Origin of the sequence: Photorhabdus hindustanensis, assembly GCF_002968995.1 — a bacterium.
In the GTDB taxonomy this organism is placed as follows: Bacteria; Pseudomonadota; Gammaproteobacteria; order Enterobacterales; family Enterobacteriaceae; genus Photorhabdus; species Photorhabdus akhurstii.
In genome coordinates this window covers 33265-54321 of sequence record NZ_PUWT01000043.1, presented here as the reverse complement: position 1 = coordinate 54321, position 21057 = coordinate 33265, and the positions used below count along the sequence as shown (strand labels likewise).

Below are 21057 nucleotides of genomic sequence, written 5' to 3'. Positions count from 1 at the left end.
GTATACTCCTGAATATCACTCCAGCCTTCTGCGCCCGCAATCACGGCACACAGTGACGAAAACAGGATGTCAAATAAAGGATAGGTGACTTTCGCACTCTGGCGAGGGTCTTGGATTGCCGAAAAATGAAGGGTAAAGTTCTCAAGGCACATGATATAGGTTTTCACTCTCAAAAGAGAGTATAAGATCACAGTGCTTTATTTGAAGCAACCTATTTTATTTTTGGCTAAAAAACATTCGTGATCTTGCCCTGTTAGCCCACCTATTTTCTTTGAAGAAAATACTGAATTGAACATAGAAAATAAATATATTAATAATTTTATTAAAATTAATAAAAATGAATTATTATTGTTTACTGCGGCAGCCAGATTAGATTATTTTAAAAATATAGAACTATTAATCAATTCAGCAGTTGATTTACTGGGTAAAGGTATTCCCGTTAAAGTTTTCATTGCAGGTGATGAAGAGAGCAAAAATACCAGAAGGAATAAATTGATATCTATGGTTCCCCCCAGATATCAGTCACAGTTTTTTATATCACATAAGTTATCCCAAAAAGAGTTATTCAGCGTTTTCAATAGCATAAAAAACAAATCTATTTTTGTATGCACATCACGCTATGAAACTCTTGGCATTACACCATTAGAGGCGGCATTAAATGGTGTATTCACAATCTTACCCAATTTAAATTTAATTGAAGCAGCTTCTTATTTTTCTTCAGAGTATAAATTTACATATAATATAGATTCTCTTACTGAGAAGATAATATCAATATACGAAAAAAATCTATTTACCACTAGTCAACAGTTACAATACATAAGCTCTTTAATTTCAAAAGCATACTTCGAAGATAGTATGGAAAAAGCATGGGAAGAAATCTCAATAAGTTATATATCAAACCAAAACTCTGTCTCTTAATGTCTAATCATAACACTTAGACTATCCACTAAATCAATGGGCACATACAGATGCCCATTCCTAAGACTCTTATTAATTTATCCGTTTTTCATTATCAAGTTTTATGTCACTCAATCTATTTCGATAGCTAAAAATCAAATAAATCACTATGTTAATTCAATTGAAAATCTGCATCCGTTTACTACACATGACTTAATTTATGCAATTTTAAACAATATCGCTACAGTGATCACAATTACTCATTTATGTGTAGCTTTTTATTATTTTTCAACTAAAAATAAGTTGTATTGCTGTTGTTCATAGCGAGCTATTTTTTCAATAAAACATCCTACAACTAAAGGTAAGCATTATGGGTATATTCAACTACTTGCAGCGATTGGGAAAAGCATTGATGCTTCCCATTGCTACACTTCCCGTAGCCGCGCTTTTGCTACGTTTCGGCCAACCCGACGTATTTAATATTCCTTTCATCGCCAGCGCTGGCGGTGGTATTTTCGAAAACCTCCCACTGTTATTTGCATTAGGTATCGCAGTGGGCTTAGCAAAAGATAATGCTGGCGCTGCCGCACTGGCAGGTGTAGTTGGCTTTTTAGTACTCACTAAAGCCACGTCAGTCATAGACTCGACTATCAATATGTCTTTTTTCGCCGGTATTATCGCGGGTATTGTCGCCGGTCATTGTTATAACCGTTTTTCAGATACACGCTTGCCAGAGTTTCTTGCTTTCTTCGCAGGCAAGCGATTAGTCCCTATCATGACAGGCATTATTTGTCTGTTCATTGCATGGATATGTGGCTATGTCTGGCCGTATGTCCAGCACGGTATTGATTCTTTCAGCCTGTTAGTATCAAAGAGCGGCATGGTCGGATGGTTTACTTATGGTGTACTTAACCGCTCTCTCATTCCATTTGGTTTGCACTATATTCTGCACTCTGTTTTCTGGTTTAGTCTGGGTGACTGTCTGAAAATTACTTATGATTTAGCCAGCTCTGTACATAATATCTGCCTGGCGCCGGATGTTGTCCGTTCTCTGACCATTGGCGCAGCGGTTCCAGGCATTGATGGCTCAACCATTACCCAAATCGCCACCGATATGAGCCGCGGCGACCTGAACCGTTTCTTTGCCGGTGATCCACATGCCGGAGTTTACATGGCCTGGGCTTATCCCATCTTCATGGGCGGTTTGCCCGGCGCGGCGCTGGCAATGTATTTAGCAGCGCCAAAGGAACGTCGTCCTCAGATTGGCGGGATGTTATTATCCGTTGCGTTGACAGCATTCTTAACCGGTATAACTGAACCAATAGAATTCTCATTCTTATTCCTGGCGCCAGCTTTATATGTTCTGCATGCAATATTGGCTGGTGTTAGCATGGTTATCGTCAATTCATTGGGTATTCTGCATGGTTTTGGATTCTCCGCCGGATTAATTGACCTTGTATTGAGCTGGGGTCTGGCAACCAAGCCGTGGTTGTTAATCCCATTAATCGCCTTGTTCTTTGTGCTGTATTTTGTTTGTTTCACCCTCATGATTCGTATTTTCAACTTACGTACCCCAGGCCGTGAAATTGGAGAGACAACTCAAGCGATCTCTGCCGCCCAAGATAACGAAACAATCCAACATTACATTACCGCTCTTGGTGGCGCACAAAATATTCATACGGTAGACGCCTGCATTACCCGCCTTCGCTTAACCGTTGGAGACAACACTCAATTGGATGAACACCGGTTAAAACAATTAGGTGCAAAAGGCGTCCTGAAAATAGGTAAACAGAGCGTTCAAGTTGTATTAGGTCCCCAGGCAGAAAGCATTGCCGGGCAGATACGCACTCAACTACATTCAGATAGACCACACAAAAGGTCATAGCTAAAAACACCTTGAATTTAAAAGGGAACTCATCTCTCGTTCCCTTTTATTTTCCTTGCGAAATAAGATGACTTAATAAGTGACAAAAACCGTAAAATTCATAACTTTTTCTATTAATTCCCTGGCTATTCTTTACATCTTATTTTAAGATAAAAAATATCTTTGAGGTACAGCATATCTCTGCTCATACAAATGATTTAGTATTCGCACGATAAGAAGATTAGTTAATCAGTTAATTTATCCAACCGCTATAATTTCTTGTTTTAAGAGGCACTTATGAGGCTGATCCCCCTAACGAATGCAAGTGACGTTGGTAAATGGTCCGCACACTATATCGTTAGCAAAATCAATGCATTTAACCCCACCGCCGAGCACCCTTTTATTTTGGGGTTGCCAACCGGCAGTACACCACTGGCAACTTATAAAGAGTTAATTGTTCTGCATAAAGCAGGGAAAGTCAGTTTTAAACATATTGTGACATTCAATATGGACGAATATGTCGGTATCGCCGAGAATCATCCACAAAGCTACCATAGATTTATGCACCAGAATTTCTTTGATCACATTGATATTCCAAAAGAAAACATCAATCTGCTCAATGGTAATGCCTCTGATGTCGAAGCGGAATGTCAACGTTATGAAGACAAAATTAAATCTTACGGTCAAATACATCTATTTATGGGAGGTGTCGGTAACGACGGTCATATTGCCTTCAATGAACCGGCATCATCTCTGACTTCCCGTACACGCATTAAAACACTTACCGTAGAAACCCGCACAGCTAACTCCCGCTTCTTCGATAATGATATTAATCAGGTGCCTAAATACGCCCTGACCGTCGGCGTAGGCACGCTAATGGATGCAGAAGAAATTATGATCCTTGCAACAGGTCTCAATAAGGCTCAAGCCATTCAGGCGGCAATTGAAGGCAATGTCAACCATATGTGGACGATAAGCTGTCTGCAAATGCATCCTAAATCCATCATTGTTTGTGACGAACCGGCAACAATGGAATTGAAGGTAAAAACAGTCAAATATTTCCACCAACTGGAAACAGATATTATCGGCGAATTCGCCAGCAAAAATTAAAAATCTACACAGCCTGACGCCTCTCTCGCAGGCTGATTACCGTTATTATCTTCAATCATCATCTCCCGATCCCATAGGAGGCTAAGATGTATGCTTTAACCAACTGCATTATATATACCGGTCACAACAGACTAGATGAGCATGCCGTTATCATTGCAGACGGCTTAATTAAACGCATTTGCCTAACACTAGCGTTACCCGAACAGATTGAAAAACGTGATCTAAATGGCGCAATTCTTTCCCCCGGTTTTATTGATCTGCAAGTTAACGGCTGTGGTGGTGTTCAGTTCAACGATCAGTTGGAAAATATTTCAGAAAAAACACTGGATATCATGCAAAGAACCAATGAACGCTCCGGCTGTACCAGTTACTTACCAACTCTGATTACCAGCACAGACGAATTGATGATGGCCTCTGTTGAAGTCATGCGCACTTATCTTAAGCATCATCAGCATCAGGCTTTGGGCCTGCATCTGGAAGGTCCTTATCTCAATCCGGTAAAGAAAGGCACTCATAATCCAGAGCTTATCCGTAAGCCTACATCTGAAATGATAAATTTCCTGTGCGATAACGCTGATGTCATCACTAAGTTGACCCTCGCACCGGAAATGGTCGAACAAAAATATATTCAGCAGTTGGTAGAGGCCGGTATTGTTGTTTCTGCCGGCCATTCAAATGCCAGTTATGAAGAAGCCCGACAGGGATTCCAAAACGGAATTACTATCTCAACCCATCTTTATAATGCCATGCCGGCTATTTCAGGCCGCCAACCCGGTTTGATTGGCGCTATCTTTGATACACCTGAAATTTATGCTGGAATCATCGCTGATGGTTTGCACGTTTCATGGCCAAATATTCGTAATACCAAGCGTTTGAAAAACGATAAGTTAATTTTAGTAACAGATGCGACGGCCCCAGCCGGACTCGATCCTGCCTCCTGTAAAATGGAGCATTTCACCTTCGCAGGTAAGACCATATACTATCGCAACGGATTATGTGTTGATCAAAACGGCGTTCTAAGTGGCTCTTCTCTCACTATGATAGATGCCGTTAAAAATAGCGTTGAACATGTTGGTATTGCACTAGATGAAGCACTGAGGATGGCAACTCTCTACCCTGCTCGCGCAATTGGCGTTGATAAATATCTTGGCGCCGTTGAAACCGGTAAAATCGCTAACCTCGTTGTTTTCAGTCACGACTTTAAAATCTGCAAGACCATCGTTAACGGAAAAGAAACTGAACTTTGACGGACTAAATAGCTGATGAGTTATAACAACACACAAAAACAAATTGGTAATATTGACCTTGTAAAGCAACTTAACGGAGCCGTGGTATATCGGCTGATTGATCAACAAGGGCCAATCTCTCGCATTCAAATTGCTGAACAAAGTCAACTTGCGCCGGCCAGTGTGACTAAAATTACTCGTCAGCTACTCGAACGGGGCTTGATTAAAGAAGTCGATCAACAAGCCTCTACCGGAGGCCGCCGCGCCATTTCCATCGTTACTGAAAATCGTCACTTCCATACTATCGGTGTCCGCCTTGGTCGCCATGATGCTACTCTTGCCCTTTATGATATGAGTGGCTGGGCCTTGGTTGAAGAACATTATCCACTGCCTGAAGCAACTCAGCAAAAAGTTGAAGACCGGCTCATCAACGCAATAGAAAACTTTATTCAACAAAATCAACGAAGGATACGCGAACTCATCGCCATTTCAGTTATCCTCCCCGGATTAGTTGACCCAGATACCGGCATCGTCCGATATATGCCTCATATTAAAGTGACTCACTGGACTCTGGTCGATAATTTGAAAAAGCATTTCAACATTACCTGTTTTGTTGGTCATGATATTCGCAGTTTGGCATTGGCTGAACACTATTTCGGCGCCACCCGTGATTGTGAAGATTCAATATTGGTACGTATCCATCGAGGCACCGGCGCCGGGGTGATTATCAATAACCAGATACTTCTCAATAATAGAGGAAACTTAGGTGAAATTGGCCATATTCAAATTGATCCACTCGGTGAACGCTGTCACTGCGGCAATTTTGGCTGCCTGGAAACTATCGCCGCTAACTCAGCGATAGAAGCGCGAGTTCAGCATCAATTAAAGCAAGGTTTCCCAAGCCAGCTAACATTGAATAATTGCAATATCAGAGCTATCTGCCAAGCCGCTAATCAAAATGATCCATTAGCTTCTGAAGTGATAAAAAATGTCGGCCATTACCTCGGCAAAGCCATCTCTATCGCGATTAATTTATTTAACCCACAGAAGGTTGTTCTGGCGGGAGAAATTACTGAAGCTCAAAAAGTGCTCTTACCCGCTATTCAAAGTTGTATCAACTCTCAGGTTTTGAAAGAATTTCGTCAAGATCTGCCAATCGTGGTTTCTGAATTAGTCCACTGTTCTGCTATTGGCGCCTTCGCTCTGACTAAACGTGCTATGCTTAATGGTGTTCTGTTACAACACTTACTCGAAGGGTAATGTTATTTTTTGTTGCTTTTGACAGCAAAATGCTTATATGCCAATCAAACAAGCGACTTTAAGCAGATTTCGAGAAAAAAGCAGTTGACGCATTTAGCTGATATACGCATAATGCGCCCCGCAACGCCGATGAAGGTAATGCAAAAAGATGGCTACGTAGCTCAGCTGGTTAGAGCACAGCACTCATAATGCTGGGGTCACAGGTTCGATTCCCGTCGTAGCCACCATCTTTGCGGGAGTGGCGAAATTGGTAGACGCACCAGATTTAGGTTCTGGCGCCGCAAGGTGTGCGAGTTCAAGTCTCGCCTCCCGCACCATTCATTCATCGAGTTGTCGTTATTCAGATGGGGTATCGCCAAGCGGTAAGGCACCAGGTTTTGATCCTGGCATTCCCAGGTTCGAATCCTGGTACCCCAGCCATAATCCTGATAACACAATTCTGACAACATGTTGTGCATGTGAATACTTTCAGTTGGGGTATCGCCAAGCGGTAAGGCACCAGGTTTTGATCCTGGCATCCCCAGGTTCGAATCCTGGTACCCCAGCCATTAACTGGATGTCGCTCACTGATATTTTGTAGTAAATTTCTCGCATCAAAAATAAGGCTACGTAGCTCAGCTGGTTAGAGCACAGCACTCATAATGCTGGGGTCACAGGTTCGATTCCCGTCGTAGCCACCATTTTATTGGGGTATCGCCAAGCGGTAAGGCACCGGATTCTGATTCCGGCATTCCCAGGTTCGAATCCTGGTACCCCAGCCATATTCAGGAAGCCCGCTTACAACAAGCGGGTTTTCGCTTTCCAAGTCCCTTCTGCTTTTCTCCGCTCGTAAGTGCATATATTTATTGCATATATAGAAGAAAAGTAAATTATCCACGCCATAAACAAATTTACGACGTGCTTGTGATCTTCACTACCAATCTATACGGTTACAATCCTAACGCATACTTAAGCACCGTTTTTTTCATTACACCAGCCCGTTGAGCTGCCATTAGCGCCAGATTACGAACAACTTTCAGCCCTGGCTGCTCATTACTGAACACGGTGTAAAATAGATCCATTCCAGCTTGCATCATCAGGTTATCCGGCATTCTACGACGCTGATAACGCATCAACACTTCCAATGAATCCCACTGCTCTGTTAATTCTTTCGCCTTCACCAAAACATCAAGCAGAGTATTCACATCCCGATAACCAAGATTTACTCCCTGCCCGGCCAGAGGATTAATGGTATGAGCTGCATCACCCAACAATACTAATCCTTCACGTACATAACTGTTAGCATGATGACGAGCCAAAGGAAATGAACCGGCGGCAACGGGAGTCACTTTACCTAACCGCACAGGAAATGCCTGAAAAATTTCCTGCTCAAGTTGAGCCATCGACATTGCCTGTAATTGTCGTATGCGTGCCGGTTTGTCGTACCACACCAGCGAAGCCCATTGATCAAACAGTGGAAGAAACGCTCTCGGGCCAGAAGGAAAAAACTGCTGCCAGGTAATATCCTGTTGTGGCTGTTCTGTTTTTACCGTGATCAACATACAAGACTGTCTGTACTGCCAGCCACGGCTGCCAATTCCCGCCATTTGCCGAACCTGAGAACGAGCACCATCAGCCCCGACAATTAAGCGAGCCGTCATTTCTGTTCCGTCAGCCAGAGTCACTAACCACCCCACTTTCTGCCACTGCATTGATTGCAATACTGCCGGGCATAGCAAAGTCAAATTGGGATATTTTTCAAACTGTTGCCACAAAGCCAGTTGCAAGATATGGTTTTCAACCATATAGCCCAACTCAGGCAACCCTAGGCTTTGTGCATCAAACACCAAATTAGAATCATTCTGTTCCCAGGTCTCTAATGTACGATACGGCGCACTACGCATCTGCAATACCGTATCCCATGCGCCAAGTTGTTTGAACAAATCGACAGAAGCACAACTGATTGCTGATACACGTACATCAGGATGACTCTGTGCATCATAAGATTGTGGTGGTTGATGATCCAATAAAGCAACTGTCCAACCCTCCTGTGCCAGCCCCAATGCTGTTGCAGCGCCGATCATGCCAGCACCAACCACCACTACATCAAAAATCTGTTGTGAATTATTCATCTCAGTCATGCTATTAACCCATTGATTAGTACAGTGTACCGAATTTTTAATTCTCCGGTAGAGAATATCCTGTTTAACAGTCTGGTCACTGCTCCTGCAAATGACTACAATACCCGACAACTTTATGCCTAATACACAATTGCTTTTGCCGTGTAATAACCCGTTTCAGCGCGGTAGAAAGCTCGGATGCACAAGAAAATGTCGACGATAAAAAAACTGTATATTAAAACTTGGGGCTGTCAGATGAATGAATATGATTCATCTAAAATGGCCGACCTGCTGGAAAGTACTCACGGTTATCAGTTAACCGATGTCGCCGAAGAAGCAGACATTTTGCTATTAAATACCTGTTCAATCCGCGAAAAAGCACAGGAAAAGGTTTTCCATCAATTAGGCCGCTGGAAAAACCTAAAAGATACTAATCCAGATATCATCATTGGAGTCGGTGGCTGTGTCGCCTCTCAGGAAGGGGATTTCATCCGTCAACGCGCTCAATGTGTAGATATTATTTTCGGGCCGCAAACATTGCACCGTTTACCTGAGATGATCAACCAGGTGAAAGGCACCCGCAGCCCGGTTGTTGATATCAGCTTCCCGGAAATCGAGAAATTTGACCGTCTTCCTGAACCACGTGCTGAAGGTCCGTCTGCTTTTGTTTCTATTATGGAAGGCTGCAACAAATACTGTACTTTCTGTGTCGTCCCTTATACCCGCGGAGAAGAAGTTAGCCGCCCATGTGATGATGTTCTGTTTGAAATCGCGCAACTTGCCGCGCAAGGCGTACGTGAAGTCAACCTTCTCGGTCAGAACGTGAACGCTTATCGTGGCGCCACTTATGATGGTGATATCTGCTCTTTCGCTGAGTTAATTCGTTTGGTAGCGGCTATAGATGGTATTGACCGTATTCGCTTTACGACCAGCCACCCAATTGAGTTTACAGACGATATTATTGCTGTTTACGAAGACACGCCGGAATTGGTTAGTTTCCTGCATCTACCGGTGCAAAGTGGCTCGGACCGTATTCTAACGTTGATGAAACGCGCCCACACAGCCCTTGAGTATAAAAGCATTATCCGCAAACTGCGTAAAGCACGTCCTGATATCTTGATAAGCTCTGACTTCATTATCGGATTCCCAGGTGAAACCCAAGATGACTTCGAGAAAACCATGAAACTGATCGCTGATGTCAATTTCGATATGAGCTACAGCTTCATCTATTCTGCTCGTCCGGGAACGCCAGCAGCCGATCTGCCTGATGATGTCAGCGAAGAAGAGAAGAAACAGCGTCTTTACCTGTTACAACAACGTATCAACCAACAAGCAATGAGCTACAGCCGTGCTATGTTGGGCAGTGTACAACGTATTCTGGTTGAAGGAACTTCCCGTAAGAATGTGATGGAACTTTCTGGCCGTACTGAAAACAATCGGGTTGTCAACTTTGAAGGCCAGCCTGATATGATTGGCAAATTCGTTGATGTTGAAATTGTTGATGTCTACGCCAACTCACTACGCGGTAAAGTTATCCGTACCGAAGATCAAATGGATCTTCGTACACACGAATCACCTGAGTCCGTTATAGCCCGTACCCGTAAAGAAGATGAAATCGGGGTCGGCACTTATCAGCCCTAAATATAGAGATAATCAGTGATTCAACAAATTCATTCACAAATAGCAACTCAGGAAATTTTCCTCGAACCAGCCGATAATCAGCGCCTAATGAGCCTGTGTGGTCCGTTTGATGACAATTTGAAGCAGCTTGAACGCCGGTTAGGTATTGAAATCAGCCGTCGCGATAACCGCTTTAAACTGATGGGTAAACCGCTGTGCGTTAGCGCAGCCACTAATATCCTACGCCATTTATATGCGGAAACTTCCCCTGTCCGTGGGGTGATCCCTGACATCAAACCAGAACAGATCCATCTGGCAATTACCGAGAGCCGGGTTCTGGAGCAAACCGCCGAGAGCATACCCGAATACGGTAAAGCTGTTAATATTCGCACCAAACGCGGCATGGTGAAACCACGCACGCCCAATCAGGCACAATATATTGCTAATATTCTTAGCCATGATATTACGTTTGGGATTGGTCCTGCCGGTACGGGAAAAACTTACCTGGCCGTTGCTGCTGCGGTTGATGCACTGGAACGACAAGAAATCCGCCGTATCCTGCTAACCCGTCCGGCAGTAGAAGCGGGCGAAAAATTGGGTTTTCTACCTGGCGACCTGAGCCAAAAAGTTGATCCGTACCTGCGCCCACTCTACGACGCCTTGTTTGAAATGCTAGGTTTTGAAAAAGTTGAAAAGCTGATCGAGCGTAACGTTATTGAAGTTGCTCCATTAGCTTATATGCGTGGACGAACCCTAAACGACGCTTTTATTATTCTGGATGAGAGCCAGAACACGACCATCGAGCAGATGAAGATGTTTCTGACCCGTATCGGCTTCAACTCAAAAGCGGTTGTTACCGGCGACGTTACGCAGATCGACCTGCCTCGTGGGCAGAAATCCGGCCTACGCCATGCCATTGAAGTTCTATCAGGCGTCGGCGAGCTGAGTTTCAACTTTTTCCACAGTGATGATGTTGTCCGTCACCCAGTGGTTGCCAAAGTTGTCATTGCCTATGAAGAGTGGGAAGCAACCGAGCAAAAACGCAAACAGACACTCAGTGAACAACGCAAGCAGGAAGCACAATGAGTTCAGTCATACTTGATTTACAAATTGCCTGTGAGCATTTACAAGGTCTTCCTGAAGAAACCCTGTTCCAGCGCTGGCTGGATGGGGTTTTACCTCAATTTCAACCTGAAAGTGAAGTCACTATCCGCATTGTTGATGAGGCAGAAAGCCACGATTTAAATCTGACCTACCGTGGTAAAGATAAGCCAACAAATGTGTTATCTTTCCCATTTGAAGCACCACCAGAGGTTGATTTACCCCTGCTTGGCGATCTCATTATCTGTCGTCAGGTTGTTGAAAAAGAAGCGGAGGAACAACAAAAAACAGTAGAAGAACATTGGGCGCATATGGTTGTGCACGGCTGCCTACACTTGCTGGGTTATGACCATATCGAAGATGATGAAGCAGAAGAAATGGAATCTTTGGAAACACAAATTATGCAAGCGTTAGGTTATGCTGACCCCTACCTTGCAGAAAAAAAGTAACCATTCGTACCATTTTTATGCTAAAAAATACCGACAATAACTTATTTAATGGGAAATTTTCATTAAAACGCCATGAGCGACGACCATCCTTCAAGTAACGATAACCCTGGCCCTAAGAAAGGGTTTTTCACTCTTCTTCTTAACCAACTTTTTCACGGTGAGCCAAAAAGCCGTGATGAACTGGTGGAACTGATCCGTGACTCTGAACAAAACGATCTGATTGATCCTGATACCCGCGATATGCTCGAAGGGGTAATGGATATTTCCGATCAGCGTGTCCGGGATATCATGATCCCCCGTTCTCAAATCGTTACCTTAAAACGTAATCAAACCCTGGACGAATGTCTGGATGTAATTATCGATTCGGCTCATTCTCGCTTCCCTGTGATCAGTGAAGACAAAGATCACATTGAAGGAATTTTAATGGCAAAAGACCTATTGCCATTTATGCGTACCGATGCGCCGCCATTCAGCATAGATAAGGTTCTGCGTCAGGCTGTCGTTGTACCTGAAAGTAAACGGGTTGACCGCATGCTGAAAGAGTTCCGTTCTCAACGTTATCATATGGCAATCGTCATTGATGAGTTTGGTGGTGTATCGGGCCTGGTCACTATCGAAGATATTCTTGAACTGATCGTCGGTGAAATTGAAGACGAATACGATGAAGAAGAAGATGTCGATATTCGTGCCTTGAGCCGTCATACCTATACGGTACGAGCGCTAACTCAGATTGAAGACTTTAATGAAGCCTTTAGCACCCAATTCAGTGATGAAGAAGTGGATACTATTGGCGGTCTGGTTATGCAAGCATTCGGTCATTTGCCAGCCAGAGGAGAATCTGTTGATATCAACGGTTATCTCTTTAAAGTCGCTATGGCCGATAGCCGAAGAATTATTCAAGTTTACGTTACGATACCGGACGATGCGCCAATACCTAACCTTGAAGAAGAATAAAATCTGAATGAACAAAGCTTCATTATTAAATTGCCAGCGGCTGCGCGCCCTGCTGGCACTGTTTTTCGGAGCCAGTGGAACACTGGCTTTTTCGCCTTTTGACTTCTGGCCTGCCGCTATTATCTCCCTGTTTGGACTACAACTTCTGACTTTGAACAGAACACCCCGACAAGCGGCATTTATTGCTTTTTGTTGGGGATTCGGCCTGTTTGGCAGTGGTACAAACTGGGTGTATGTCAGCATTGCCAATTTCGGTGGCATGCCGACCGCGGCCAATATTCTGCTGGTCATATTACTTGCCGCCTATCTCTCGCTCTATCCTGCTTTATTCGCTGGCTTACTCAACCGCTTCTTCGCAAAAACGAACGGGGTAAGGCTGGCTGTGGCAGCACCTGCATTATGGCAACTTACCGAATTCCTGCGCGGCTGGATTCTAACCGGTTTTCCCTGGCTACAATTCGGCTACAGCCAATTAGATGGTCCAATGAAAGCCATTGCACCAATTTTGGGTGTTGAGGCCATCACTTTCTTGTTAATGGCTCTCAGCGGGTTATTCGTTCTGGCCATCGTACATCGGAAAATAGTCGCTGGTGTTATCGCTGTCGCCATTTTGCTATTACCGTGGCCAATACGCCATTATCAGTGGTACAACCTACTGCCTGAAAAAGCTGTTGATGTCGCGCTGGTTCAGGGAAATATTCCACAATCCCTGAAATGGGCACCCAATATGCTCAACGAAACTATGGACATCTACATGGACAATAGCCTGCCATATATCGGCAAAATACCGATAATCATCTGGCCGGAGTCCGCTATTCCTTCATTGGAAAGTTATCAACGCCACTTTCTAGCAAAATTAGATGAGCTGTTACGCAATCAACACACCAGCCTTATTACCGGTATTGTCGATGAAAGAGCCGTTGGCGACAGCGATAAGATCTATAACAGCGTGATTGTCCTCGGCGATAAAATACCTTATCAATATCCGGCAGCTATTCGCTACGATAAATACCATCTGGTACCATTCGGCGAATTTGTTCCTCTGGAGTCTCTACTCCGTCCTCTGGCGCCATTCTTCAACTTACCCATGTCTTCATTCAGCCGTGGCAACTACATTCAACCACAGCTTTCTGTTGCAGGATATAATTTGACCACCGCTATTTGTTATGAAATTATACTGGGCGAACAGGTTCGTGCGAATTTCAAACCGGATACCGAATTTTTACTCACTGTTTCCAATGATGCTTGGTTTGGTGGTTCAATTGGCCCTTGGCAACATTTCCAAATGGCACGCATGCGTTCCCTCGAATTAGGACGCCCATTATTACGTAGTACTAATAACGGCATTACAGCCGTTATCAGCCCGGACGGAGAAGTGCAGGCAGCACTCCCACAATTTACCCGTAATGTTCTGGCAGCTAAAGTGACGCCCGCAACCGGAATAACACCCTATGCTCGCTGGGGTAACTGGCCGGTATGGATAATTGCCGTATTGTTTGCTCTATTTGCCTTAACATATAACCGCCGTAAATCTTAATCCATATAGCCAAAAGGGAGCGAAATTGCTCCCTTGCACTATTCCTTTGCACTATGCAGAAACAGATTGACTTTTAATCCATTTTCCATCCAATTGATAGAAAAACAAAGGAGTAACAAGTTATGCAAGCAAAACGTCTGCAACCATCAGAAATTTCACCAGAGCTTTATAATGCCGTCGTAAAAGTCGATGAATTAACTTACCAATCCACTCTCGGTAAGGCACTCATCGAACTCATCAAAGTCAGAGTTTCCCAAATCAATGGCTGTGCCTTTTGTCTTAATATGCATTCCAAAGCTGCCCGCAAGGCAGGAAATAGCGAACAAAAACTCTATCTCCTGAGTGCCTGGAAAGAGGCAACTATTTTTACATCACGGGAACGTGCGGCATTAGGCTGGACAGAGGCTTTATCTCGGGTTGCCGAAACTGGGGCAGAAGATGAACATTACACCCCGTTATTAGCAGAATTTGATGAAAAAGAGATTGTCGATTTAACGTTGTTAATCGGCCTTATCAACCTGTGGAATCGTCTGGCAATTGGTATGAAATATACATTGCCCAATTCGGCCACTGACCTATCTTAAGAAATTCAGCATAGTTAATTACTAGCGATAATTAACTATGCTAACCCTCAACAACTGATATCACTCTATGTTATGCAAATAACCTACTTAAACAACTTATTGGTGCTAATTTTACCCCCCTTTACTATTTTGGCACGCTAATTGCTGCTATATCTATGAATAGAAAGGGAAATAGCTGTTTCAATAACCAAAAATGGGAAAATGCACTAAAAAAATGATAATCACGCACCTTTATTGTGCAAGATAAACAACATTGTTCATTTATAGTGCGAGACAGCTCCCGAAATAGAAACAATTCATTTTCATTGACTAACCCTTTTGTACTATTTTTTAACACTATATATACATATGACAGCAAATGATCCTCGATTAAAAACAAATCACAGAGAGACTTTTGCAAACACAACATCGCAAACGATAGCCACATTAAAGGAGTTGTATATGCGTATGCGTAACCTAGTATTAACCATGATGTTACTTGGCATAGCGGGGGCTGTTCAGGCCGAAGAATTAACGGGAACACTGAAAAAGATCAAAGATGATGGCGTGATCATTGTGGGACATCGTGAGTCTTCCGTACCTTTTGCTTACTACGATAATCAGCAAAAAGTCGTCGGCTACTCTCAGGATTATTCTAATCTGATTGTTGAAGCGGTGAAAAAGAAACTGGACATGCCAAATCTGCAAGTAAAATTGATACCCATAACTTCTCAAAATCGCATCCCATTGCTACAAAATGGCACTTACGATTTCGAATGCGGTTCCACTTCCAATAACCTTGAACGCCAAAAACAAGTCACTTTCTCAAACTCTATCTTTATTGTTAATACACGTTTGTTGACTAAAAAAGGTTCCGGTATAAAAGATTTCCCTGACTTAGCAGGCAAAAATGTCGTTGTCTCAGCAGGTACGACTTCTGAAATATTGCTGAATAAACTCAACGATGAAAAAAACATGAAAATGCGCATCATCAGTGCAAAAGATCATGGTGACTCATTCCGTACTCTGGAATCCGGCCGTGCAATCGCCTTTATGGTGGACGATGCCCTGCTAGCAGGTGAACGCGCTAAAGCGAAAAAACCTGATCAATGGGAAATTGTTGGTACACCTCAGTCTAGAGAAGCTTATGGTTGTATATCGCGCAAAGACGATCTTCAATTCAAGAAGTTGATCGATGAGACCATTGTTCAGGCGCAAACCTCAGGAGAGGCAGAGAAATCATTTGAGCGCTGGTTCAAACACCCGATTCCTCCCAAGAATCTGAACCTGAACTTCTCTTTGTCTGATGAAATGAAAGCACTATTTAAATCGCCAAATGATAAGGCGCTTGACTAGAAATATAATTAAAAAATGACTATTTGATTGGCATCACAGGGTGCGAGGTGGCCGTTCCCTACCTCGCTTTTTTTTTCTCAGCCAATCAATCGCTTTCAGGGGATCAAGCTACCCCCTCACAGGGAGTATTATTATGTCAATCGATTGGAACTGGGGCATCTTTTTGCAAGCTGCCCCTTTCGGCAATACAACTTATCTAGGCTGGTTGATAGCTGGATTTCAGGTGACGATTGCCTTGTCTATCTGCGCTTGGATTCTCGCTTTCATTGTCGGCTCGCTGTTCGGCATCTTGCGCACTGTTCCCAATAAAATATTATCTGGGATAGGGACCTGTTATGTTGAGCTTTTTCGTAACGTACCGCTGATAGTTCAATTTTTTATCTGGTATCTGGTTGTACCTGAACTATTGCCAGAAAAAATTAGTCTGTGGTTTAAAACTGAACTGGACCCTAATATTCAATTTTTTCTCTCATCCACTGTCTGTTTAGGTCTTTTCACCGCGGCACGTGTGTGTGAGCAGGTTCGTGCCGCCATACAATCACTACCACGCGGGCAAAAATCGGCAGGGCTGGCAATGGGGCTAACCTTGCCACAAACTTATCGCTATGTCCTATTACCCAACGCCTATCGAGTGATCATTCCACCCATGACGTCAGAAATGATGAATCTGGTAAAAAACTCCGCCATCGCCTCCACTATTGGTCTGGTAGATATGGCAGCACAGGCAGGTAAGTTACTTGATTACTCAGCACATGCTTATGAAACATTTACCGCCATTACGTTGGCCTATGTCGGAATCAATCTGGTGATTATGCTCGCCATGCACTTGCTTGAGAAAAAGGTACGTTTACCGGGTAATATTGGAGGTCAATAAATGTACGAGTTTGACTGGAGTTCGATTATCCCCAGTATTCCGTTTCTGCTACAAGGCTTAGTTATTACAGCAAAAATAACGATTATTGCTGTTGTTGTCGGTATTCTCTGGGGAACTGTGCTGGCCGTTATGCGGCTCTCTTCGATAAAAGTACTGAGCTGGTTTGCCACTTTATATGTCAATCTGTTCCGCTCTGTACCACTAGTTATGGTACTGTTATGGTTCTACCTAATTGTGCCTAGCCTAGTACAGAATGTTCTGGGGATTTCTCCGAAAACAGATATTCGTTTAATTTCAGCTATGGTTGCATTCGCCTTTTTCGAAGCAGCTTACTATTCAGAAATTATCCGGGCAGGAATTCAGAGTATCTCCCGCGGGCAATCTTCGGCAGCACTGGCATTAGGTATGACGCCAATGCAAAGTATGAGGCTGGTTATCCTGCCTCAAGCATTCCGTGCGATGACTCCGCTGTTATTGACACAGGGGATCGTACTGTTTCAAGACACCTCATTGGTGTATGTGCTCAGTCTCGCGGACTTTTTCCGTACTGCGGCAAATATCGGTGAGCGTGATGGCACTCAGGTCGAAATGATCCTATTTGCTGGTTTGGTTTATTTTATTATTAGTATTGCCGCATCTATGCTGGTTAACTATTTGAAGAAAAGGACTGTTTGATGATCTCCCTGAAAAATGTATCCAAGTGGTATGGCCAATTTCAGGTTCTCTCCGACTGCTCAACTGAAGTTAAAAAAGGTGAAGTCGTTGTAGTCTGTGGCCCATCTGGCTCAGGCAAATCCACCCTGATAAAAACGGTTAATGGTCTGGAATCCATCCAACAGGGTGAAATTCTGGTTAATGACATTAAAGTCAATGACAAAAACACCAATCTGGCACAACTACGTTCTAAAGTCGGCATGGTGTTCCAGCATTTTGAGCTGTTCCCCCATCTCTCCATCATTGAGAATTTAACTCTGGCACAGATTAAAGTGCTCAATCGTGATAAAAAAACAGCAGAAGAAAAAGGATTGAAATTACTTGAACGCGTCGGGCTTGCCAGTCAGGCGAATAAATTCCCATCGCAACTTTCCGGTGGTCAGCAGCAACGTGTAGCAATCGCCCGTGCCCTTTGTATGGACCCGATTGCCATGCTATTTGACGAACCCACCTCCGCACTCGACCCTGAAATGATCAATGAAGTGCTTGATGTCATGGTTAAACTGGCAGACGAAGGGATGACCATGATGGTTGTTACTCACGAAATGGGCTTCGCCCGTAAAGTAGCCAGCCGAGTTATCTTTATGGATGAAGGCAAAATTGTTGAAGATAGCAAGAAAGAAGATTTCTTTGCGAATCCAAAATCAGATCGCGCCAAAGAATTTCTCGCTAAAATTCTTCACTAGCCTCATTTCATCTCCGGTGGTGACACCCGTCGCCATCGGATTTTCCCTCAGAACCACTGTTTCTTATATATCAAATCAGATATGCTATGCCGATCTCATATTTTACCAACTAAATGATTGCTACCAGCGTAGCTTTTTACTCACCATAGGATTATCGGTGCCATGCAAGAACAATACCGTCCAGAAGATATAGAGCCGCAAGTTCAGCTTCATTGGCAAGAGAAGCAAACTTTTAAAGTGACAGAAGATAACAGCAAAGAAAAATATTACTGCCTGTCCATGCTACCTTACCCTTCTGGCCGACTACACATGGGCCATGTACGCAACTACACTATCGGCGATGTTATCTCCCGCTACCAGCGTATGCTGGGTAAAAATGTCCTGCAACCTATCGGTTGGGATGCGTTTGGCCTGCCTGCGGAAGGCGCCGCAGTCAAAAACAATACCGCTCCGGCTCCGTGGACCTATGCCAACATCGAATATATGAAAGGTCAGTTGAAAACACTGGGCTTCGGTTACGACTGGGATCGTGAAGTCACAACCTGTACCCCGGAATATTACCGTTGGGAACAGTGGTTCTTCACTAAATTGTATGAAAAGGGTCTGGTTTATAAAAAGACCTCCGCAGTTAACTGGTGTCCTCACGATCTGACCGTTCTAGCTAATGAACAAGTGGTCGATGGCTGTTGTTGGCGTTGTGACACTAAAGTTGAACGTAAAGAAATTCCTCAGTGGTTTATCAAGATCACTGATTATGCCGAAGAGTTGTTAAATGATCTGGATACGCTGGAAGAGTGGCCTGAACAGGTCAAAACCATGCAGCGCAACTGGATTGGTCGCTCCGAAGGGGTAGAAATCACTTTTGATGTGGCTGATAGTCAGGAGAAGCTGACCGTCTATACTACCCGTCCTGATACGTTCCTCGGCGCCACTTATGTTGCGGTTGCCGCAGGCCATCCTCTGGCAAAACAAGCAGCAGAAAATAACCCTGAACTGGTTGCTTTCATTGATGAGTGCCGTAATACCAAAGTTGCAGAAGCAGATATGGCAACAATGGAGAAGAAAGGCATGGCAACCGGTATGTTTGCTATTCATCCATTGACCAAAGAGAAAGTGGCAATCTGGGTTGCAAACTTTGTCCTGATGGAATACGGCACCGGTGCTGTCATGGCAGTTCCCGGCCACGATCAACGCGATTGGGAATTTGCGACAAAATATAACCTGCCAATGAAAGCCGTTATTCTGGACAGTGAAGGTAATGAACCAAATGTTCATGAAGCCCCGGTAACAGATAAGAATGTTCTGTTTAATTCCGGCGAATTTAGCGGTCTGAATCACGAAACCGGTTTTAATGCCATTGCTGATAAACTGGTGGAAATGGGCGTAGGTAAGCGTAAAGTCAACTATCGCCTGCGTGACTGGGGGGTTTCCCGTCAACGTTACTGGGGCGCTCCTATTCCAATGGCAACGCTGGAAGATGGCACGGTTGTTCCGGTTCCAGCAGATCAACTGCCTGTTATTCTGCCGGAAGATGTCAAAATGGATGGCATCACCAGCCCAATTAAAGCTGATCTTGAATGGGCAAAAACCACCATCAACGGACAGCCGGCACTACGTGAAACAGATACCTTCGATACCTTTATGGAATCTTCCTGGTACTACGCTCGCTATACCTGTCCAGATTATGACAAAGGCTTGCTCGATCCAGCGGCAGCTAACTATTGGCTGCCAGTTGACCAATACATCGGTGGTATCGAACATGCCATCATGCATCTGATGTATTTCCGTTTCTTCCACAAACTGATGCGTGACGCTGGCTTGGTCAATTCCAATGAACCCGCTAAACGCCTGTTATGTCAGGGCATGGTTCTCGCCGATGCTTTTTATTACACCGGCAAAAATGGTGAAAAAATCTGGGTTTCCCCAGCTGATACTATTGTTGAGCGTGATGATAAAGGACGTATCGTTAAAGCGACGGATAAAGAAGGCCATGAGCTGGTTTATACCGGCATGAGCAAAATGTCTAAATCCAAAAACAACGGTATTGATCCACAATTGATGGTAGAAAAATATGGTGCTGATACCGTTCGCCTGTTTATGATGTTCGCGGCTCCACCAGAGCTGACGTTAGAATGGCAAGAATCCAGTGTTGAAGGGGCAAATCGCTTCCTGAAACGTGTGTGGCGCCTAGTTTATGAACATAGCAGCAAAGGGGCAACTCAACCGCTGGATATCACAAACCTGACAGTGGAACAAAAAGATCTATTCCGTGATCTGCACAAAACCATCGCTAAAGTCACAGATGATGTTGGTCGCCGCCAGGCATTCAATACTGCTATTGCTGCGGTAATGGAATTAATGAATAAACTGACCCGCGCACCACAAGAAACTGAGCAAGATCGCGCTCTGATGCAAGAGGCTCTGTTGGCGGTTGTCCGTATGTTGTCACCAATAACACCTCATGCTTGCTTTACAATGTGGCAAGCTCTGGGTGGTGAAGGAGATATTGATACGACTGATTGGCCACAAGCTGATGAACAGGCAATGGTTGACGATACCAAGCTAGTCGTCATTCAAGTTAACGGTAAAGTGCGTGGTCGTGTTACTGTGCCAGCCGATGCGACTAAAGAATATGTTCATGATCTGGCAGCACAAGAGTATGGTGTGGCGAAATATCTCGAAGGCGTCACTATTCGCAAAGTCATTTATGTACCAGGCAAGCTGCTGAATCTGGTCGTCGGCTGATA

General features: G+C 44.0%; 18 protein-coding genes and 6 tRNA genes. 22 read left to right on the top strand and 2 right to left on the bottom strand.

What is annotated here, in order from left to right; all coding sequences use genetic code 11:
* On the bottom strand, positions 1–152 hold a 152-nt coding region (locus tag C6H66_RS16015), incomplete at its 3' end, for a transposase family protein (RefSeq protein ID WP_146111059.1).
* Between the two features lie 136 nt (positions 153–288).
* Between C6H66_RS16015 and C6H66_RS16010 the strand changes: the two genes are divergently transcribed.
* The 11 genes from C6H66_RS16010 to C6H66_RS15955 all read left to right on the top strand — a co-directional run bounded on the left by C6H66_RS16010 (position 289) and on the right by C6H66_RS15955 (position 7118).
* Entirely contained in the window at positions 289–918 is a 630-nt protein-coding gene (locus tag C6H66_RS16010) for a glycosyltransferase (RefSeq protein ID WP_181150221.1), read from the top strand.
* Positions 919–1267: 349 nt separating this feature from the next.
* Entirely contained in the window at positions 1268–2782 is a 1515-nt protein-coding gene (gene nagE / locus C6H66_RS16005; RefSeq protein WP_046395529.1) for an N-acetylglucosamine-specific PTS transporter subunit IIBC, read from the top strand.
* Between the two features lie 276 nt (positions 2783–3058).
* Positions 3059–3871, top strand: a complete 813-nt coding sequence (gene nagB / locus C6H66_RS16000; protein WP_046395530.1) for a glucosamine-6-phosphate deaminase — start codon at positions 3059–3061, stop codon at positions 3869–3871.
* 86 nt (positions 3872–3957) lie between these two features.
* The gene (gene nagA, locus C6H66_RS15995) at positions 3958–5118 is read left to right on the top strand and encodes an N-acetylglucosamine-6-phosphate deacetylase (RefSeq protein ID WP_046395531.1); all 1161 of its coding nucleotides are present in this window, start codon (positions 3958–3960) and stop codon (positions 5116–5118) included.
* Between the two features lie 15 nt (positions 5119–5133).
* Positions 5134–6357, top strand: a complete 1224-nt coding sequence (nagC, locus tag C6H66_RS15990) for a DNA-binding transcriptional regulator NagC (RefSeq protein WP_046395532.1) — start codon at positions 5134–5136, stop codon at positions 6355–6357.
* A gap of 150 nt (positions 6358–6507) precedes the next feature.
* Positions 6508–6584, top strand: a tRNA-Met gene (locus C6H66_RS15980).
* A gap of 5 nt (positions 6585–6589) precedes the next feature.
* Positions 6590–6674: transfer RNA gene (locus C6H66_RS15975), tRNA-Leu, on the top strand.
* 28 nt (positions 6675–6702) lie between these two features.
* Positions 6703–6777, top strand: a tRNA-Gln gene (locus C6H66_RS15970).
* 53 nt (positions 6778–6830) lie between these two features.
* Positions 6831–6905, top strand: a tRNA-Gln gene (locus C6H66_RS15965).
* Between the two features lie 55 nt (positions 6906–6960).
* A tRNA-Met gene (locus C6H66_RS15960) sits at positions 6961–7037 on the top strand.
* A 6-nt stretch (positions 7038–7043) separates the two neighbouring features.
* A tRNA-Gln gene (locus tag C6H66_RS15955) sits at positions 7044–7118 on the top strand.
* Positions 7119–7286: 168 nt separating this feature from the next.
* Here C6H66_RS15955 and ubiF read toward each other — a convergent pair.
* Positions 7287–8468 (bottom strand): 3-demethoxyubiquinol 3-hydroxylase, encoded by a 1182-nt coding sequence (gene ubiF, locus C6H66_RS15950; protein ID WP_181148379.1) that lies wholly within the window; start codon positions 8466–8468, stop codon positions 7287–7289.
* Positions 8469–8666: 198 nt separating this feature from the next.
* On the opposite strand from ubiF, the gene miaB reads away from it, so the two are divergent.
* The 11 genes from miaB to leuS all read left to right on the top strand — a co-directional run bounded on the left by miaB (position 8667) and on the right by leuS (position 21055).
* A complete protein-coding gene (miaB, locus tag C6H66_RS15945; protein WP_036813394.1) occupies positions 8667–10097 on the top strand; it encodes a tRNA (N6-isopentenyl adenosine(37)-C2)-methylthiotransferase MiaB in 1431 nt (476 codons plus the stop codon).
* Between the two features lie 87 nt (positions 10098–10184).
* Positions 10185–11162 carry a PhoH family protein gene (locus C6H66_RS15940; protein WP_181147861.1) on the top strand — a complete coding sequence of 326 codons (978 nt, stop codon included), beginning with the start codon at positions 10185–10187 and terminating at the stop codon, positions 11160–11162.
* Positions 11159–11626 (top strand): rRNA maturation RNase YbeY, encoded by a 468-nt coding sequence (gene ybeY, locus C6H66_RS15935; RefSeq protein WP_105396089.1) that lies wholly within the window; start codon positions 11159–11161, stop codon positions 11624–11626. The genes C6H66_RS15940 and ybeY overlap by 4 nt, the downstream gene beginning before the upstream one ends.
* 72 nt (positions 11627–11698) lie before the next feature.
* On the top strand, positions 11699–12580 hold the full coding sequence (corC, locus tag C6H66_RS15930) for a CNNM family magnesium/cobalt transport protein CorC (protein WP_036776710.1): 882 nt from the start codon (positions 11699–11701) through the stop codon (positions 12578–12580).
* 7 nt (positions 12581–12587) lie between these two features.
* Positions 12588–14117, top strand: coding sequence for an apolipoprotein N-acyltransferase (lnt, locus tag C6H66_RS15925; protein ID WP_105396088.1), 1530 nt, complete (start codon positions 12588–12590; stop codon positions 14115–14117).
* A 122-nt stretch (positions 14118–14239) separates the two neighbouring features.
* On the top strand, positions 14240–14701 hold the full coding sequence (locus C6H66_RS15920; protein WP_036776716.1) for a carboxymuconolactone decarboxylase family protein: 462 nt from the start codon (positions 14240–14242) through the stop codon (positions 14699–14701).
* Between the two features lie 441 nt (positions 14702–15142).
* Entirely contained in the window at positions 15143–16036 is an 894-nt protein-coding gene (locus tag C6H66_RS15915; RefSeq protein WP_105396087.1) for an amino acid ABC transporter substrate-binding protein, read from the top strand.
* Between the two features lie 133 nt (positions 16037–16169).
* Positions 16170–16910 (top strand): amino acid ABC transporter permease, encoded by a 741-nt coding sequence (locus tag C6H66_RS15910; protein ID WP_105396086.1) that lies wholly within the window; start codon positions 16170–16172, stop codon positions 16908–16910.
* Positions 16911–17585, top strand: a complete 675-nt coding sequence (gene gltK / locus C6H66_RS15905; RefSeq protein ID WP_036776721.1) for a glutamate/aspartate ABC transporter permease GltK — start codon at positions 16911–16913, stop codon at positions 17583–17585. It abuts the gene before it with no gap.
* The gene (locus C6H66_RS15900) at positions 17585–18310 is read left to right on the top strand and encodes an amino acid ABC transporter ATP-binding protein (RefSeq protein ID WP_036813335.1); all 726 of its coding nucleotides are present in this window, start codon (positions 17585–17587) and stop codon (positions 18308–18310) included. The genes gltK and C6H66_RS15900 overlap by 1 nt, the downstream gene beginning before the upstream one ends.
* Positions 18311–18472: 162 nt before the next feature.
* Complete coding sequence (leuS, locus tag C6H66_RS15895; RefSeq protein WP_105396085.1) at positions 18473–21055, top strand: leucine--tRNA ligase; 2583 nt, start codon at positions 18473–18475, stop codon at positions 21053–21055.
* The last annotated feature ends 2 nt before the right edge of the window (positions 21056–21057 follow it).

Bases quoted from the DNA above. Each gene is read 5' to 3' on its own strand.
- nagE (WP_046395529.1), top strand. From the start codon at position 1,268: ATGGGTATATTCAACTACTTGCAGCGATTGGGAAAAGCATTGATGCTT.
- nagB (WP_046395530.1), top strand. From the start codon at position 3,059: ATGAGGCTGATCCCCCTAACGAATGCAAGTGACGTTGGTAAATGGTCC.
- nagA (WP_046395531.1), top strand. From the start codon at position 3,958: ATGTATGCTTTAACCAACTGCATTATATATACCGGTCACAACAGACTA.
- nagC (WP_046395532.1), top strand. From the start codon at position 5,134: ATGAGTTATAACAACACACAAAAACAAATTGGTAATATTGACCTTGTA.
- ubiF (WP_181148379.1), bottom strand. From the start codon at position 8,468: ATGAATAATTCACAACAGATTTTTGATGTAGTGGTGGTTGGTGCTGGC.
- miaB (WP_036813394.1), top strand. From the start codon at position 8,667: ATGTCGACGATAAAAAAACTGTATATTAAAACTTGGGGCTGTCAGATG.
- C6H66_RS15940 (WP_181147861.1), top strand. From the start codon at position 10,185: ATGAGCCTGTGTGGTCCGTTTGATGACAATTTGAAGCAGCTTGAACGC.
- ybeY (WP_105396089.1), top strand. From the start codon at position 11,159: ATGAGTTCAGTCATACTTGATTTACAAATTGCCTGTGAGCATTTACAA.
- corC (WP_036776710.1), top strand. From the start codon at position 11,699: ATGAGCGACGACCATCCTTCAAGTAACGATAACCCTGGCCCTAAGAAA.
- lnt (WP_105396088.1), top strand. From the start codon at position 12,588: ATGAACAAAGCTTCATTATTAAATTGCCAGCGGCTGCGCGCCCTGCTG.
- C6H66_RS15920 (WP_036776716.1), top strand. From the start codon at position 14,240: ATGCAAGCAAAACGTCTGCAACCATCAGAAATTTCACCAGAGCTTTAT.
- C6H66_RS15915 (WP_105396087.1), top strand. From the start codon at position 15,143: ATGCGTATGCGTAACCTAGTATTAACCATGATGTTACTTGGCATAGCG.
- C6H66_RS15910 (WP_105396086.1), top strand. From the start codon at position 16,170: ATGTCAATCGATTGGAACTGGGGCATCTTTTTGCAAGCTGCCCCTTTC.
- gltK (WP_036776721.1), top strand. From the start codon at position 16,911: ATGTACGAGTTTGACTGGAGTTCGATTATCCCCAGTATTCCGTTTCTG.
- C6H66_RS15900 (WP_036813335.1), top strand. From the start codon at position 17,585: ATGATCTCCCTGAAAAATGTATCCAAGTGGTATGGCCAATTTCAGGTT.
- leuS (WP_105396085.1), top strand. From the start codon at position 18,473: ATGCAAGAACAATACCGTCCAGAAGATATAGAGCCGCAAGTTCAGCTT.